The following is a 15,462-nucleotide window of genomic DNA, read 5'->3' as shown; positions in this document are numbered from 1 at the left end:
TGCGGGCGTGACCCGCCCAACATCGGGCGCGGGCCGGTTCGCCCCGAGCCCGTCAGCCGACTTGCACATCGGCAACTTGCGCACCGCTGTGCTCGCGTGGCTGTTCGCCCGCTCGACCGGACGGCGCTTCCTGATGCGCGTCGAAGACCTCGACGACCGGACCCACGACGAGGTGGCGCACCAGCAACTGGCCGATCTGGCCGCCATCGGCGTCACCTGGGATGGCCAGCCGCAGTGGCAATCCCGGCAGCGAGAGCGCTACGACGCGGTGATCGCTCGCCTGGCTGATCGCGGCCTTGTCTACGAATGCTATTGCAGCCGAAAGGATATTCTCGGCGCTCCGCGTGCACCGCACGCTCCCGAAGGGGCCTACCCTGGCACCTGTCGCGAGTTGAGCGACGCCGAACGAACCGCCAAGCGCGAGACCGGCCGACCGCCCGCGCTGCGGCTGCGGGCCGACAGCGCTGAGTACAGGGTCTCCGATCTGGTGCACGGCAGCTACACCGGCGTGGTCGACGATTTCGTGTTGCGTCGCGGTGACGGCGTGCCGGCCTACAACCTGGCCGTCGTCGTCGATGATGCGCAGTCCGGCATCGACCAGGTAGTCCGCGGTGACGACCTGCTGTCGTCCTCCCCGCGGCAGGCGTACCTGGCGAACCTGCTCGGCTATCCGCAGCCGGTGTACGCCCACGTGCCGCTGGTCGTCAACACCGAAGGGAAGCGACTGGCCAAACGCGACGGCGCAGTGACCCTGGCCGAGCTGGGGGTCCCTCGGGCCTTTGGGTTGATCACCGAATCACTGGGCTGGCCGGCAGCGGACATGGCCGAACTTCTGAGACGCTTCGACCCCGCCCAAATTCCCCGTGAGCCGTGGGTATATCAACCCGTTTGATCGCAACCCTTGGCGGGCATCCCTGGCCTCATTACAGTCCCGCACATGCGTCACCTACCACGCGCTGCGCTAGTGGCCATCGCGATGATCGCCGCCGTGCTGGTGGGCGGCTGCGGATCGCAGCCCGACGGTGGCGGTCCGCTGTCCTCCGGTGTGCTGCGAGTCGGCACCGAGGGCACCTATGCGCCGTTCAGTTTCCAGGATCCCGCGACCGGACAACTTGCCGGTTACGATGTCGACGTCGCTAACGCAGTCGGCCAAAAGCTGGGCAAGAAGGTCGAATTCGTCCAGACACCATGGGATTCTATCTTCGCCGCATTGGAAGCCAACCGATTCGATGTGGTGGCCAACGAAGTCACCATCACCCCCGAACGGCAGAGCAAATACGACCTCTCCGAACCCTACTCGGTAGGCGAAGGCGTCATCATCACCCGGGCGAACGACGACTCGATCAAGTCCCTCGATGATCTCAAGGACAAGACCGTCGGTGCGAGCATCACCAGCAACTGGGCCCAGATCTCCCGCGACGCCGGCGCGACAGTGGCACCGGTGGAGGGCTTCACCCAGGCGATCACCCTACTCAACCAGGGCCGGGTGGACGCTGTTGTCAACGACAGCATCGCCTTTCACGCCTACCAGGCCGAGACCAACAACCAGTCGGTCAAGATCGGCGCGACGATCGGCGAGAAGAGCGAGCAGGGCTTCGCGGCCCGCAAGAACAGCGGCCTGCTGCCCGACCTGAACAAGGCACTCGATGAGCTGAAGGCCGACGGCACGCTGGCGGCGATCTCGCAGAAGTATCTGAAGGCCAACGCCACCGGGGCGCCGGCGGCCGGCGGAGCCGAAGCCGGCCACCGCTCAGTGTGGAAGCTCATCGCCGACAACTTGTGGCCGCTGGCCAAGGCCGCGATCACGGTGACCGTACCGCTCACCGTGATCAGCTTCATCTTCGGCCTAGTGATTGCGCTCGTGGTAGCGCTGGGCCGGTTGTCCAGGAATGTGGTGGTGTCGAACGTCTCCCGGTTCTACATTTCGATCATTCGCGGCACCCCACTGCTGGTGCAGTTGTTCATCATCTTCTTCGCACTGCCGCAGATCGGTATCAAACTCGAGCCGTTCCTGGCTGCGGTGATCGCCTTCAGCCTCAATGTCGGCGGCTACGCGGCTGAGATCATCCGCTCGGCGATCCAGAGCATTCCCAAGGGCCAATGGGAGGCCGCCGAAACCATCGGCTACCACTACGCCGGCGCGCTGCGGCGGATCATCCTCCCGCAAGCGGCCCGGGTGGCGGTGCCGCCGCTGTCCAACACGCTGATCTCTCTGGTCAAAGACACCTCCCTGGCGTCGACGATCCTGGTGACCGAGCTGCTGCGCACCGCACAGGTGGCCGCGGCGCCGACCTTCGAGTTCTTCGCGCTGTACGGCACAGCAGCTGTGTATTACTGGATCATCTGCCTGGTGCTCTCGTTCGGCCAAAGCCGCCTTGAACGCCGACTGGAAAGGTACGTGGCGCGATGACTGACACCACCACCGGCGAGGTCGAATACCGCGTCGTCGCCGACAACGTGCAGAAGGCGTTCGGCGACAACAAGGTACTCAAAGGCGTCTCGTTCACCGTGGAGCGGGGCACGGCGACCGCGATCATCGGGCCGTCCGGGTCGGGCAAGACGACACTGTTACGCACGCTCAACGCGCTCGACAGGGCCGATGCCGGGGTGATCCGGGTCGACGACATCGAGATCGACTTCTCGACGCCGACACCCAAACCCGAGGTGCGCAGATTCCAATCCCGTAGCGGCTTCGTGTTCCAGGGGCACAACCTGTTTCCGCACAAGACCGTGCTGGAGAACATCATCGAAGGCCCGGTGATCGTGCAGAAGCGGCCCAAGGAGGAGGCGGTGGCCGAAGCCGTCGAACTCCTCGACCAGGTCGGGCTGGCCGCCAAGAAGGACCAATATCCCTACCAACTGTCCGGCGGACAGCAGCAGCGGGTCGGTATCGCCAGGGCACTGGCGCTCAAGCCCAAACTGGTCCTGTTCGACGAACCGACCTCAGCGCTGGACCCCGAACTGGTCGGCGAGGTGCTCTCGGTGATCAAGGACCTTGCGGTCGAAGGGTGGACGCTGGTGATCGTCACCCACGAAATCCAGTTCGCCAAGCAGGTTTCCAGCCAGGTGCTGTTCACCGACGGTGGCGTCATTCTGGAGAAGGGGCCACCGTCGGAGGTGATCGGGAATCCGAAGGAGGAGCGCACCCGGCAGTTCCTGGATCGAGTCCTCAATCCGCTGTAGCCGAACCGGCCCTGTGCCAAAGTGTCCACCATGCCGAAGCAGAAGGACATCGACGCGGACGTCATCATTGTGGGCGCAGGGCTTTCGGGAATGATCGCCGCCCGCAAACTTCTCGAGGCCGGTTTGCAACCGGTGGTGCTGGAGGCCGACGAGCGCGTCGGCGGCCGCATCCTCACCGAGGAAGTCCTGCCGGGATTGCCGGTGGAGCTCGGCGCCCAGTGGATCGGCGATACCCACGAGCGGATGTTCGCACTGGCCGCCGACCTCGGGGTCGAGACCTACCCGCAGTTCGAGGACGGCGAGACGTCCTACGAGTTCGGCGACACCGGCGTGCTGCGCGAGAATGAGTTTCACACCCGCTACGCCGACGAGTTGGCCGAACTCGAGCGCGTGTTGCGCCGCCTCGACGAGTTGGCCGCCGAAGTTCCGGTGGAGGCGCCCTGGTTGGCGCCGCGGGCCGCGGAATGGGACGGTGTCACGGCCGGCGCCTGGTACGACGCGCAGGGCCTGTCGACGGTTGCCCGCACCCTGCTGGAGATCTGTACGGTCGGGATCCTGGCGGTGCCCACTGCCGAGGTGTCCTTCCTGCATCTGCTGTTCACCATTCAGACCTGCGGAGTGACCTCGGAGCTGTTCGCCGAATCCGAGGGTGGTGCCCAGACCACGCGGTTCGTCGGCGGCACCAGTGAAATCCCCCGCCGGCTGGCCGCGTTGATCACCGACCACATCGTGCTCAACGCTCCGGTTCAACTGATCGAACACTCCGCCACCGGCGTCACCGTGCACTGCCGCGGTGGAGTGGTCGCCCGTGGCCGACGGGTGATCGTCGCCATCTCGCCGACGCTTGCGGGCCGAATCATGTACGACCCGCCACTTTCCGGCGTCCGTGACCAGCTCACTCAACGACTGCCCAACGGTTCGTCGATGAAGGCGTTCTTCGTCTACGACGAACCCTTCTGGCGCGCCGACGGCTTGAACGGGCAGCTGATCTCCGACGCCGGCCCCGCCCGGATGTCCAACGACACCTGCATCCCCGGCGACAACCACGGCGTGATCCTGATGTTCTTGGAAGGCGACCAGGCCCGCACCTTCGGGCGTCTTCCCGAAGAAGAGCGCCGGGCCGCGCTGACCGCGGAACTGGTGCGCCACTACGGCAGCAAGGCGGCAAAGCCGGAGTTCTATGTGGACGGGGAATGGTCGGATCGGCAGTGGACGCGCGGCTGCTACAACGCCAACCTCGGCCCCCATGTGTGGACTTCGTACGGCCCCGCCCTCAGCGCACCGATAGGCGTGATCCATTGGGCGTCAACGGATACCGCCACCTATTGGAGCGCCTATATGGAGGGTGCCGTCGACGCCGGCGAGCGGGCGGCCCAGGCAGTCGTCGTCGAACTCCTTGAGCGTCGATGAGACACTGAAGGCTCGGTTCGGGTCAGGAGGGGCAATGGCAGGCACACGCGTGGTCGTGGCCGATGACGATGTGCTGCTGCGGGAGGGGCTGGCCAGCCTGCTCAGCCGCTCAGGTCTGGAGGTCGTCGGGCAGGCCGGTGACGGCACCGAGCTGCTGGACTTGGTCCGCGGGGAGCACCCCGACCTGGTGGTTACCGATATCCGCATGCCGCCCACCCACACCACCGAAGGTCTGGACGCGGCCCGGCTCATTCGCGAGGAAGCACCGAACACCGCGATCCTCGTGCTGTCGGCTCACGTCGACGTCGACCACGCCCTGGAGTTGTTGTCTGGAGGCCATGCCATCGGCTATCTGCTGAAGAGCCGGGTCACCGACGTCAACGATTTCCTCGACACGGTCGGCCGCGTCGTCAACGGTGCGTCGGTGATCGACCCGGCTCTGGTGACCGAGCTGGTCTCGGCCCGCCGTCGCAACGACCCGCTGGAAGCGCTGAGCAGCCGGGAGCGAGAAGTACTAGCGCTGATGGCCGAAGGGCTGTCCAATGGCGGTATCGGCCGGCGAATCTTCGTCACCGAGGGCACGGTGGAAAAGCATGTCCGCAGCATCTTGACCAAACTGGACCTGCCGGAGACCAACGACGACCACCGCCGAGTGCGCGCGGTGATCGTCTACCTCGAATCACTCTGAACAGCAGTCGATTACACGTCGCCGACGAGATCCCGTACCGCCTGGGTGGAGAACGCGAACTTCGGCAGGAACCCCGATACCGGGCTGACGGCAATCAGGTCGGCCAGGTCGGATTCGGCATGGGTGGAGATCAGGATCATCCCGGACGCGGGTGCCCCGACCTCGTGGAGTGCTTGTACGACGTCGAATCCGCTTTCGGCACCGAGGTCGACGTCCACGAGCGTCACGTCGGGGCGCAGTTCCTGGTAGCTGCGCAGCGCGTCGGCGGTGTTCGTCGCCATGCCGACCACGGCGATCCCGCCGCGCTGCAGAATCGTGCTGGCTGTCGTGCGGAACTGAACGCTGTCATCGACGATCAAACAGCGCATCACGAACCTCCGAAGCCGAACATGTCTTTCAGGATCGCAGAACCGGTCGGGACTTGGCATTGCTGCTAGCGGTAAACGTCGCCTTGCAGGTACCTGACCCGCGGGTGCCCTTTACCATCGATTCCACACCATGACTCCGTCCTCAGCTGCAGCTTCCCGCCCCGCCGTGCCCCTGCGTGATCGCCTGCCGGCGTTACTGATCCGGCCGACCCCGCCACCGCTGCTATGGGGCGTGCTCACCGCGCTCTCGTTCATCGCCGTGGAGACGGTGATTGTCCACGTTCTCAAGCGCGTGGCCCCCGACGACGCCTTCGGGGCGATTTTCCTGCTGGGCGTCCTGGTGGTGTCGGCCAGCTGGGGCTTCGGTCTGGCGGTGGCGACCTCACTGGCCAGTGCCATGGCCTATGTGTGGTTTCACGTCAACGAGGGCAGCGGCAGCCTGATCCCCGCGGTGGTGGTGTTCCTGACGTTGGCACTGCTGACCAATCTTCTCGTGGGCCAGGCCCGGCAACGCGGCGCCGAAGCCATCCAGATCAGCCTTGAGCTGCAGGCCTCGCGGGCACGCATCGTCACCGCGGCTGATCAGGCCCGCCGGGGATTCGAGCGCGACCTGCACGATGGTGCCCAGCAGCGGATCGTGTCGCTCGGGTTGGAGCTGCGTGCGCTCGAGGCGTCCGTGCCCGAGGAGCTGACCGAGATCCGCGAGCAGCTCAGCGAGATCATCGACGGGGTGGCCCACCTGCACGCCGACCTGCAGGAGCTGTCCCGGGGTATTCACCCGGCGATCCTGTCCAGGGGTGGCTTGGGACCCGCGATCAAGACGCTGGCCCGGCGCTCCGCGGTCCCGGTCAGCCTGGACCTCGACGTCGACCGCCGGCTACCCGAATCCGTGGAGGTCGCCGCCTACTACGTGGTCGCCGAGGCGCTCACCAACGCGGCCAAACACGCACAGGCCGACGAAGTCACCGTGTCGGCCACGGCGACCGACGCCGAGCTGACGCTGCGCATCGCCGACGACGGCATCGGTGGCGCCGGTCCCGGCGGCGGATCGGGTTTGATCGGGCTCAAGGACCGGGTTGAGGCGCTGTCCGGCCGGCTCGGCATCGCCAGCTTGGACGGCGCCGGGACGACAATCAGTGTGACGATCCCATTGCCCACTGGGGGCTAGCCCTACCTCGCGATGTACCGCTAGCGCTCTGGTCCCCGCCCGTCACGTCGCGCACACTTCAACCATGACTTCGCCTGACATCAACGGTCCACTGACCGACGGGTTCCACCTCGTGGTCGACGCGCTCAAACTCAACGATGTCGCCACCATCTACGGGGTGGTCGGTATCCCGATCACCGATCTCGCCCGGCTGGCTCAGGCCTGCGGCATCCGCTACATCGGATTCCGGCACGAGTCCGACGCCGGCCATGCCGCCGCCGCTGCCGGCTTCCTGACTGGCAAGCCCGGTGTCTGCCTGACGGTTTCGGGTCCCGGATTCCTCAACGGAATGGTGGCGCTGGCCAACGCAACGGTGAACTGCTTCCCCATGGTCCACATCGCCGGATCGAGCACCCGGGCCATCGTCGATCTGCAGCGCGGCGATTACGAAGAGCTCGACCAGATGGCCATCGCCAAACCCCTTGCCAAGGCGAGCTATCGCGTCGACCGGGTGGAGGACATCGGGCGCGGAATCGCCCGGGCATTCCGCACCGCGGTGTCCGGCCGACCCGGCGGGGTGTACCTCGACATCCCCGGTGACGTTCTGGCTCAGACCATCGACGCGGCGACCGGCGCGGCGACCCTGTGGAAGGTCACCGACCCCGCGCCTGCCCAATCCCCCGCGCACGAAGCGGTTTTGCGGGCGTTGGAGTTACTGGCCGGGGCACAGCGCCCGCTGATCGTGCTAGGCAAGGGCGCCGCCTACGCAAAGGCCGACCAGCAGATCCGCTCATTCGTCGAGACCACCGGCATTCCGTTCCTGCCGATGTCGATGGCCAAGGGACTGATTCCCGACGACCATCAGCTCTCGGCCGCTGCCGCGCGGTCACTGGCGATGGCGAAGGCCGACGTCGTGTTGCTCGTCGGCGCACGGCTGAACTGGCTGTTGCAGCACGGTGAGGCCCCGCATTGGTCCGCCGACACCAAGTTCATCCAGATCGATATCGACCCGACCGAGTTCGACAGCAATCAACCGACCGCAGTCCCCCTGGCCGGCGACATCACATCGGTCATCACCGCACTCGGCGCCGGACTACAGCGTCACCCCATCATGTGCCCGCAGGACTGGCGCGCCGAGCTGGCCGACAAGCGCGAACACAACGCTGCCGCTATGGCCGGCCGGCTGGCCGAGGACCCCCGGCCGATGCGCTTCTACAACGCCTTGCGCCCGATCCGGGACTTCGTCGGTGACCACCCCGAGGTGTACCTGGTGAACGAAGGCGCCAACGCGCTGGACATCACCCGCAACGTCGTCGACATGCGGGTGCCGCGGCACCGGCTGGACTGCGGCACCTGGGGCGTCATGGGCATCGGGATGGGGTACGCGATCGCGGCGGCCGTCGAGACCGGCCAGCCTGTCATCGCCATCGAAGGAGACAGCGCCTTCGGGTTCAGCGGGATGGAAATCGAAACCATCTGCCGCTACGGCCTTCCCATCACCGTGGTCATCCTCAACAACGGTGGCGTGTACCGCGGCGATGGTATCGACCCCTACGGCACCGACCCGGAGCCCACGGTGCTGGCACCGCGCGCCCACCACGAACGGCTCATCGAAGCGTTCGGCGGGACGGGCTATCACGTGGACACCCCCGATGCACTGGCCAGCGCCCTGGCCGCCGCGGTTGCATCCCGACGGCCCGCACTCATCGACTGCGAGCTGGATCCGTCGGCCGGCACCGAAAGCGGTCACCTGACCAACCTCAACCCGCGTAGCGCACTGCAATCCACCCGCGCCTGATCGAGAAGGACGACCGATGAATACAGAAGTCCCACAACCCCTTTCCGGCGTCAAGGTGATCGACTTCACCGGCGTTCAAGCCGGCCCGGCCTGCACCCAGATGATGGCGTGGTTCGGCGCCGACGTCCTGAAGGTGGAGCGCCTCGACGGTGGCGACGTCACCCGCCACCAATTGCGTGACATTCCCGATCACGACGCGCTGTACTTCACCATGCTCAACAGCAACAAGCGCTCGCTGGCCATCAACACCAAGACCCCGGAGGGGCTTGCGGTGATGGAGAAGCTGATTCGCGAGGCCGACGTGCTGGTGGAGAACTTCGCACCGGGAGCTCTCGACCGAATGGGTTTGTCCTGGGACCACATCCACGAATTGAACCCCCGGCTGATCTTCGGATCGGTGAAGGGCTTCAACGAGCAGTCGCCGTGGAAGGACCTCAAGGTCTACGAGAACGTGGCGCAGGCCGCGGGCGGTGCGCTGTCGACCACCGGGTTCTGGGACGGGCCGCCGACCGTGAGCTCCGCGGCGCTCGGTGACAGCAATACCGGGATGCACCTGCTGATCGGGATCCTCACCGCGCTGTTGGCTCGCGAGAAGACCGGGGTGGGACAGAAGGTTTCGGTGTCCATGCAGGACGCGGTGCTCAACCTGTGCCGGGTGAAGCTGCGCGACCAGGAACGCCTGGAAGCCGTCGGCTACCTCGAGGAGTACCCGCAATACCCCAACACACCCTTCGGCGATGCGGTGCCGCGCGGCGGCAATGCCGGCGGTGGCGGGCAGCCCGGGTGGGTGCTCAAATGCAAAGGCTGGCAGGACGATCCCAACTCCTACATCTACTTCACCATCCAGGAGCAGAACTGGGCGAAGACCTGCGAAGCGGTCGGCAAGCCGGAATGGGTGGACGATCCCGCCTACAGCACGGCCGAGGCCCGCCAGCCGCACATCTTCGACATCTTCGCCGATATCGAGAAGTGGCTGGCCGACAAGACGAAGTACGAGGCCGTCGACATCCTGCGCACCTACGACGTGCCCTGCGCACCGGTGCTGAGCATGAAGGAGATCGCCTACGACCCGGCATTGCGAGCCAGCGGCACCGTCGTCGAGGTCGAGCAGGAGGGGCGCGGCAAGTACCTGACCGTCGGCAGCCCGGTGAAGTTCTCCGACTTCTCCCCGACAATCACCGGCGCACCGCTGCTGGGAGAGCACACAATCGATGTGCTCAGCGACCTCGGCTACACCACAGACCAGATCGCAGAGCTCAAGACCGCACACGTCATCTGACCGGAGGCCGATTATGTTGCTGGGTGAACTGGTCGCGCGCACTGCCGCGACCACCCCACACGCGGTTGCGCTGGTCGTCACCGCCGAGAACCGTTGCATCACCTACCCCGAGCTGGCCGACCTGATCGAGCAGGCCGCGAACGCACTGGCGAGCACCGGGTTGACCGACGGTGACGTGGTGGGACTGCGGGCGGCGAACACCGTCGCCTACATCGTCGGACTGCTCGGCGCCGCGCGGGCCGGGTTGGTGGTCGCTCCGCTGGACCCGGCGCTTCCACCCGCCGAGCAGCAGGACCGCATGCAACGGCTTGGCGCCCGGGCCGTACTCACCGACACCCCGGCCGCAGCACTGGATAGCGCGCCCGAAATCGCCGTCGGAATCGACGGATCACAGTGCACGATCAGCGGCACCCCGGCCGCCGGTGGCGATCCGTCGGCGATCGGCCTCACGCCCGACGACGCCATGGTGATGTTCACCTCGGGCACCACCGGCAAGCCGAAGATGGTGCCGTGGACCCATGACACGCTGGCGGCGGCGATGAACAACGTCGTCTCCGCCTACGGGCTGGGCGCCGATGACGCCACCGTCGCCGTGATGCCGATGTTCCACGGGCATGGTTTGGTGGCCGGATTGTTGGCGACATTGTCCAGCGGCGGAACGCTGGGACTACCTGAGAAGGCGCGCTTTTCGGCCCATACGTTCTTCCAGGAGCTGGCCGCGACGAAGGCCACCTGGGTCACCGCGGTGCCGACGATCTATCAAGTCCTGTTGGACGTCGCACCAGCGGGAGCTCCAGCGGCGGCTCGGCTGCGGTTTCTGCGCAGTTGCAGCGCCCCGCTGCCGCCCGCGGTCGCCGCGCGCCTGGAAGCGGCATTCGGCGCACCGGTGCTGCCCGCATACGGGATGACGGAGGCAACACACCAAGCGTGCGCGGTGGCGGCGACCGCCGACACCGAGACCCGCCTGCAGACGGTCGGTGCGCCGGTCGGCTCGGAGCTGCGGATCGCCGATACCGGTGAGGTCTGGTTGCGTGGGCCCGCCGTGGCTCGCGGCTACCTCAATGACGCGGCCGCCACCGCCGCGACATTCGCCGACGGCTGGTTGCGCACCGGTGACCTCGGATCGGTGAATGCTGTTGGCGTGCTGACACTTCAGGGCCGGATCAAGAACATTATCAACCGCGGCGGCGAGAAGATCTCCCCCGAGCGGGTGGAAGACGTGTTGTTGGCCCACCCCGACGTTGTGCAGGCGGCGGTGTTCCCGGTGCCCGACGCCAAGTACGGCGAGCAGGTCGCCGCGGTGGTGGTGCTGCGGGCCGATGCATCATTCGACGGCGAAGCGCTGCAATCGTTCTGCGCGTCGCGGCTGGCACGATTCGAAGTGCCGGAGAAGATTTCGCCGGTTGACGAGTTGCCGGTGACTGCCAAAGGGTCGGTCGACCGCAACCGGCTGGCCCAGCTGTTCGGCTAGCCAACGGCGACGTCGAGGCGGGCCATGCCCCGCAGCGTGACGTGCGGCTTGTAGATCGGTTCGTCGGCCAGGCGGGCATCCGGGAACCGCTTCGTCACCGCGGACAACGCCACCGCGGCCTCCATTCGCGCCAGCGGGGCGCCCAGGCAGAAATGCGGGCCGTGCCCAAACGCCAGATGGCGAATCGTGCCGCGCGTCGGGTCGAACTCATCAGGGCGTTCGGCGACCGCGGGATCGCGATGCGCCGCGGCCAGCAACACCATCATGATGTCGCCCTTCGGAACTCGGATGATCCCCGAGTCGCTGCGCTCCTGCCCGCCGGAACCAGCACCGATCTCCATATCGGCACCCGCGACCCGGCTGGCCAGTTGTACCGGCGGGTCGTAGCGCAGCGTCTCCTCGATGATGGCCGACACCCGACTGGGGTCGGCGCTCAACGCCATCCAGTGCTCCCGATTCCGCAACATCGCCAGGATTCCGTTGGCGATCAGGTTCACCGTCGTCTCGTGACCGGCGATCAGCAGCAGGTTGCAGGTCGCGACGATCTCTTCCTCGGTCAGCTGGTCACCGGATTCCTCGACGGAGATCAGCGCCGACATGAGATCGTCGGCGGGCTGCGAGCGCCGCCGCTCGAGCAGCTCGCGCAGGTAGCCCCGTAGCCAGAGCCCGGCCGCCATGCGTTCCTCGAGACCCTGCGCCTCACCGGAGAACGTCACAAACGGATCCAGTCCCTGAGCCAGAAGTGTTGATGCCGCACTGAATTGGGGCTCGTCCTCGATCGGCACACCCAGCAGCCGGCAGATCACCGCGACCGGCAGCGGATGGGCGAGGGCCTCGACCGCATCGAACTGGCCGGCCTCGTCGGCCCGGTCCAGCAGGTCGTCGACCAGCCCGGTGATATCGGGCTCCAGCGCCTTGACCACCCTGGGCGAAAACGCCTTGCTGACCAGCCTGCGCAGCCGGGTGTGATCCGGCGGGTCGAGGAACAGGAACCCGGGCGTGCCGAACGGCCGAGGCTGTTCCCCGGCCGCAATGGCCCGCTGCGCGGCGGTGGACTTCAGCCGGTCACTGCACGAGTCGGGGTGCCGCAACACCTCGTCGCAATCGGCGAAGCTGGACAGAACGTGCAACGTGGACTCGGGCATCTGCATCGGCCCGCCATCGAGGATCTCCCGGTAGACCGGGTACGGATTGGCCCGGATTGCGGGGTCGAGCAGCTTCATCAGCAGTTCTTGCGGCTCGGCGGCAGCAGTCATCTACCTATTGTGCACGCGTCGAATGGCCGTAGTACTGGCCGAGAACGTGATCACGCAGTTCATCGAACTCACCAGCGACGATCGCGGCACGGATCTGGTCGACCAGCCGGATGACGAACCGCTCGTTGTGGATGGTGCACAGCGTCGCGGACAGGATCTCCTTGGCCTTGAACAGATGGTGCAGGTAGGCCCGGGTGTAGTGGGCGCAGGTGTAGCAGTCGCACTCGGTGTCGATCGGGGTGAAGTCGCGACGGTATCGCGCGCCGGTGATGTTGAACCGGCCCGTCGGGGAGTACACCGCCGCATTGCGCGCCACCCGCGACGGCGACACACAGTCGAAGGTGTCGGCACCGGCGGCGACGGCGGCGAACAGGTCGTCAGGCTCGCTGATCCCGAGCAGATGACGCGGCTTGTCGTCGGGCAGCTCGTCGGTGCACCACCCCACGATCGTGGCCAGGTTCTGTTTCTCGAGCGCTCCCCCGATGCCGTAGCCATCAAAGCCACGCCCCTGCGCGTCGACGATGCCTGCCAGGTCTCGGGACGCCTGGCGACGAAGGTCCTCGTACTGTGCGCCCTGCACCACCCCGAACAGCGCCTGGCTGGGGCGCTCCGGGCGCTCGGCGGTGAGCCGGCGGTGTTCGGTCAGGCAGCGCACCGCCCACGCCTGGGTGCGCGCCACCGATTCCTCTTGGTAGCCGCGGGTATTCACCAATGTCGTCAGTTCGTCGAAGGCGAAGATGATGTCCGCGCCGATCTTGTGCTGTATCTGCATCGACACCTCAGGGGTGAACCGATGCGTCGACCCATCGAGATGCGAGATGAACGTCACCCCGTCGTCATCGACATGGGCCAGGCGCTGCTTGCCTTCGGCGATCACGTCGTCGGCCTGCACCCGGTTGGCGTCCATCGACAGCACCTTGCGGAAGCCCGCCCCGAGTGAGAGCACTTGGAAGCCGCCGCTGTCGGTGAACGTCGGCCCCGGCCAGTTCATGAATGCGCCAAGGCCGCCCGCCTCGTCGACGATGTCAGGGCCGGGCTGCAGATAAAGGTGATAGGCGTTGGCGAGGACGGCCTGCGCACCGAGCTCACGCATCGTCTCGGGCAGCACCGCCTTGACCGATGCCTTGGTGCCCACCGCAATGAACGCCGGGGTGTGGATATCGCCGTGCGGCGTGTGGATGGTGCCGGTGCGCCCACGACGCCCGGGCAGCTCGGCATCGACGGTGAAAAACGGCACCGGGCTATCTAACCAGCGCCGGGCGGTAGGAACCGCACGATGTACCCGGCGAGCTCCTCGCCGGCATCCTCCTGCAGGAAGTGCCCGGCACCGTGGATGGTCGGGTGGTCGATACCCTGGGCACCTCGCATCTGCTGGAAGATCGGGGCCATGGCGCCGGTGATGGGGTCGCCGTCGCTGAAGGCCACCAGCATCGGCGCCGAGCTGGCCGTCAAAGCGGCCCACGCACTCCGGTTGGCGTCAGAGGCGGGATCGTCCGGGGTGGTCGGCACCAAGCCGGGCATGGCCCGCGGACCGGCGCAGAAGCTGTCATCGGGGAACGGCGCGTTGTAGGCCTCGCGTACCTCGTCGTCCATCGGCCGCAGACAGCCCGACTCAACGAACCGCCCCACATCGATGCGCGGCGAGGTCTGGATCGCCTCACGGAATCGCCACCACACTTCGGGCATAGCGAAGTCGCCGGTCGGCAGCCCCGTGTTGGCGACGACGATGCGGGAAATGCGGTCCGGATTCTCGGCCGCCAGACGTAGCCCGATCAGCCCGCCCCAGTCCTGACCGAACAAGGTCACCCGGCGCAGATCGAGGACATCGAACACGCACGCGCGCATCCATTCGACATGCCGGGCGTAGGTGTGATCCTCGCGGCGGGTCGGCTTGTCCGAACGGCCGAATCCGACCAGATCCGGGCAGACGACGCGATATCCGGCGGCGACCAGAACGGGAATCATCTTGCGGTACAAAAATGACCAGGACGGTTCGCCATGCAGCAGCAGAATCGGGTCGGCATCGGCGGGTCCGTCCTCGATCCAGGCCACCCTGATACGGCCGCCGTCGCCGTCGTCGAGCTCGCAATAATGCGGCACATAAGGGAAATTGGGGATCTCGGCAAATCGCTCATCGGGAGTTCGTAACGTCTGCACGACGGTGAAGATACCGACTTTTCTTGCGCCGACACGGATTTGCCCGGTACTCGAGATAATTACTGCGAGTCAGCTGTCAGGCGGATATTTCGTCCATTCCTGCCACCAGCGGAAATTCGCGACACATACTTCACTCGATGATCCGTCAATGTCGACGGATCACGCCTACCTAAGGAGACATCGGTGAAACGTGGATTGGTGGTGACCGTAGCCGGCGCCGCAGTCTTGGTGGCCGGGTTATCCGGTTGTTCCAAGGACGACAACAAGTCAACGTCGACAGCGACCGCGACCGCTACTACCTCCGCTGCGGCGACAACGAGTGCGGCAGGGTCAGCGACCGCGAGCGCCGGCGCCGGCAGCACCAAGGTCACGATCGACGGCCAGGCGCAGAACGTCCAGGGTCAGGTCGTCTGCGCGACGGCGGGCGGCAACGTCAACATCGCGATCGGCGAGGCGATGACCGGTATCGCAGCAGTGCTGTCCGCGGACGGCTCGACCGTCCAGTCCGTCGGGCTCGGCAACGTCAACGGCGTGACGCTGGGTTACACGGCCGGTGTGCCCGGTGGGGCCAACGCGACCGTCACCAAGGACGGCAGCACCTACAAGATCAGCGGAACTGCCACGGGTGTGGACATGGCCAACCCGATGCAGCCGGTGACCAAGCCCTTCGAAATCCAGGTCACCTGCCCGTAGCGGGGGACAACG

14 protein-coding genes are annotated in these 15,462 nt (G+C 66.3%); 10 read left to right on the top strand and 4 right to left on the bottom strand.

Features of this window, described 5'->3' with window-relative positions; all coding sequences use genetic code 11:
• Nucleotides 1-7 precede the first annotated feature (7 nt).
• The 5 genes from gluQRS to G6N38_RS12715 are packed head-to-tail and all read left to right on the top strand — an operon-like array spanning nt 8 to nt 5,281.
• Nucleotides 8-892 (top strand): tRNA glutamyl-Q(34) synthetase GluQRS, encoded by an 885-nt coding sequence (gene gluQRS / locus G6N38_RS12735; protein WP_163747850.1) that lies wholly within the window; start codon nt 8-10, stop codon nt 890-892.
• Nucleotides 893-937: 45 nt separating this feature from the next.
• A complete protein-coding gene (locus G6N38_RS12730; protein ID WP_163747849.1) occupies nt 938-2,410 on the top strand; it encodes an ABC transporter permease subunit in 1,473 nt (490 codons plus the stop codon).
• Nucleotides 2,407-3,183, top strand: a complete 777-nt coding sequence (locus G6N38_RS12725; RefSeq protein WP_163747848.1) for an amino acid ABC transporter ATP-binding protein — start codon at nt 2,407-2,409, stop codon at nt 3,181-3,183. The genes G6N38_RS12730 and G6N38_RS12725 overlap by 4 nt, the downstream gene beginning before the upstream one ends.
• 30 nt (nt 3,184-3,213) lie before the next feature.
• Nucleotides 3,214-4,593 carry a flavin monoamine oxidase family protein gene (locus tag G6N38_RS12720; protein WP_163747847.1) on the top strand — a complete coding sequence of 460 codons (1,380 nt, stop codon included), beginning with the start codon at nt 3,214-3,216 and terminating at the stop codon, nt 4,591-4,593.
• Nucleotides 4,594-4,627: 34 nt separating this feature from the next.
• Nucleotides 4,628-5,281: a response regulator transcription factor gene (locus G6N38_RS12715; RefSeq protein ID WP_163747846.1), complete on the top strand. Its 654-nt coding sequence runs from the start codon at nt 4,628-4,630 to the stop codon at nt 5,279-5,281.
• A gap of 11 nt (nt 5,282-5,292) precedes the next feature.
• Here the strand turns inward: G6N38_RS12715 and G6N38_RS12710 are convergent, their stop codons facing one another.
• A complete protein-coding gene (locus tag G6N38_RS12710; protein ID WP_163751974.1) occupies nt 5,293-5,649 on the bottom strand; it encodes a response regulator transcription factor in 357 nt (118 codons plus the stop codon).
• A gap of 130 nt (nt 5,650-5,779) precedes the next feature.
• Here G6N38_RS12710 and G6N38_RS12705 point away from each other — a divergent pair, with 130 nt between their 5' ends.
• The 4 genes from G6N38_RS12705 (at nt 5,780) to G6N38_RS12690 (ending at nt 11,344) form a co-directional block, all read left to right on the top strand.
• Nucleotides 5,780-6,817 carry an ATP-binding protein gene (locus G6N38_RS12705; RefSeq protein ID WP_163747845.1) on the top strand — a complete coding sequence of 346 codons (1,038 nt, stop codon included), beginning with the start codon at nt 5,780-5,782 and terminating at the stop codon, nt 6,815-6,817.
• 64 nt (nt 6,818-6,881) lie between these two features.
• Nucleotides 6,882-8,594: an oxalyl-CoA decarboxylase gene (gene oxc / locus G6N38_RS12700; RefSeq protein WP_163747844.1), complete on the top strand. Its 1,713-nt coding sequence runs from the start codon at nt 6,882-6,884 to the stop codon at nt 8,592-8,594.
• A 16-nt stretch (nt 8,595-8,610) separates the two neighbouring features.
• A complete protein-coding gene (frc, locus tag G6N38_RS12695; RefSeq protein WP_163747843.1) occupies nt 8,611-9,873 on the top strand; it encodes a formyl-CoA transferase in 1,263 nt (420 codons plus the stop codon).
• Between the two features lie 13 nt (nt 9,874-9,886).
• Entirely contained in the window at nt 9,887-11,344 is a 1,458-nt protein-coding gene (locus G6N38_RS12690; protein ID WP_163747842.1) for a FadD7 family fatty acid--CoA ligase, read from the top strand.
• Here G6N38_RS12690 and G6N38_RS12685 read toward each other — a convergent pair.
• Genes G6N38_RS12685 through G6N38_RS12675 form a run of 3 tightly spaced genes read right to left on the bottom strand, consistent with a single transcriptional unit; the run spans nt 11,341 to nt 14,757 of the window.
• Nucleotides 11,341-12,600, bottom strand: coding sequence for a cytochrome P450 (locus G6N38_RS12685; RefSeq protein ID WP_163747841.1), 1,260 nt, complete (start codon nt 12,598-12,600; stop codon nt 11,341-11,343). The two genes, G6N38_RS12690 and G6N38_RS12685, sit on opposite strands and share 4 nt — an antisense overlap.
• A gap of 4 nt (nt 12,601-12,604) precedes the next feature.
• The gene (gene tgt, locus G6N38_RS12680; protein WP_163747840.1) at nt 12,605-13,837 is read right to left on the bottom strand and encodes a tRNA guanosine(34) transglycosylase Tgt; all 1,233 of its coding nucleotides are present in this window, start codon (nt 13,835-13,837) and stop codon (nt 12,605-12,607) included.
• A gap of 8 nt (nt 13,838-13,845) precedes the next feature.
• Nucleotides 13,846-14,757, bottom strand: coding sequence for a haloalkane dehalogenase (locus tag G6N38_RS12675; RefSeq protein ID WP_163747839.1), 912 nt, complete (start codon nt 14,755-14,757; stop codon nt 13,846-13,848).
• A gap of 183 nt (nt 14,758-14,940) precedes the next feature.
• On the opposite strand from G6N38_RS12675, the gene G6N38_RS12670 reads away from it, so the two are divergent.
• Nucleotides 14,941-15,450 (top strand): lipoprotein LpqH, encoded by a 510-nt coding sequence (locus G6N38_RS12670; RefSeq protein WP_163747838.1) that lies wholly within the window; start codon nt 14,941-14,943, stop codon nt 15,448-15,450.
• Nucleotides 15,451-15,462 lie beyond the last annotated feature (12 nt).

The organism is Mycolicibacterium helvum (genome assembly GCF_010731895.1).
Taxonomy (GTDB): domain Bacteria; phylum Actinomycetota; class Actinomycetes; order Mycobacteriales; family Mycobacteriaceae; genus Mycobacterium; species Mycobacterium helvum.
This window is presented reverse-complemented; position numbering and strand designations above follow the sequence as displayed.

Coding starts and splice junctions, on each gene's coding strand:
- G6N38_RS12730 (WP_163747849.1), top strand. CDS start 938: ATGCGTCACCTACCACGCGCTGCGCTAGTGGCCATCGCGATGATCGCC.
- G6N38_RS12710 (WP_163751974.1), bottom strand. CDS start 5,649: ATGCGCTGTTTGATCGTCGATGACAGCGTTCAGTTCCGCACGACAGCC.
- G6N38_RS12715 (WP_163747846.1), top strand. CDS start 4,628: ATGGCAGGCACACGCGTGGTCGTGGCCGATGACGATGTGCTGCTGCGG.
- G6N38_RS12705 (WP_163747845.1), top strand. CDS start 5,780: ATGACTCCGTCCTCAGCTGCAGCTTCCCGCCCCGCCGTGCCCCTGCGT.
- G6N38_RS12690 (WP_163747842.1), top strand. CDS start 9,887: ATGTTGCTGGGTGAACTGGTCGCGCGCACTGCCGCGACCACCCCACAC.
- frc (WP_163747843.1), top strand. CDS start 8,611: ATGAATACAGAAGTCCCACAACCCCTTTCCGGCGTCAAGGTGATCGAC.
- G6N38_RS12725 (WP_163747848.1), top strand. CDS start 2,407: ATGACTGACACCACCACCGGCGAGGTCGAATACCGCGTCGTCGCCGAC.
- G6N38_RS12720 (WP_163747847.1), top strand. CDS start 3,214: ATGCCGAAGCAGAAGGACATCGACGCGGACGTCATCATTGTGGGCGCA.
- oxc (WP_163747844.1), top strand. CDS start 6,882: ATGACTTCGCCTGACATCAACGGTCCACTGACCGACGGGTTCCACCTC.
- G6N38_RS12685 (WP_163747841.1), bottom strand. CDS start 12,600: ATGACTGCTGCCGCCGAGCCGCAAGAACTGCTGATGAAGCTGCTCGAC.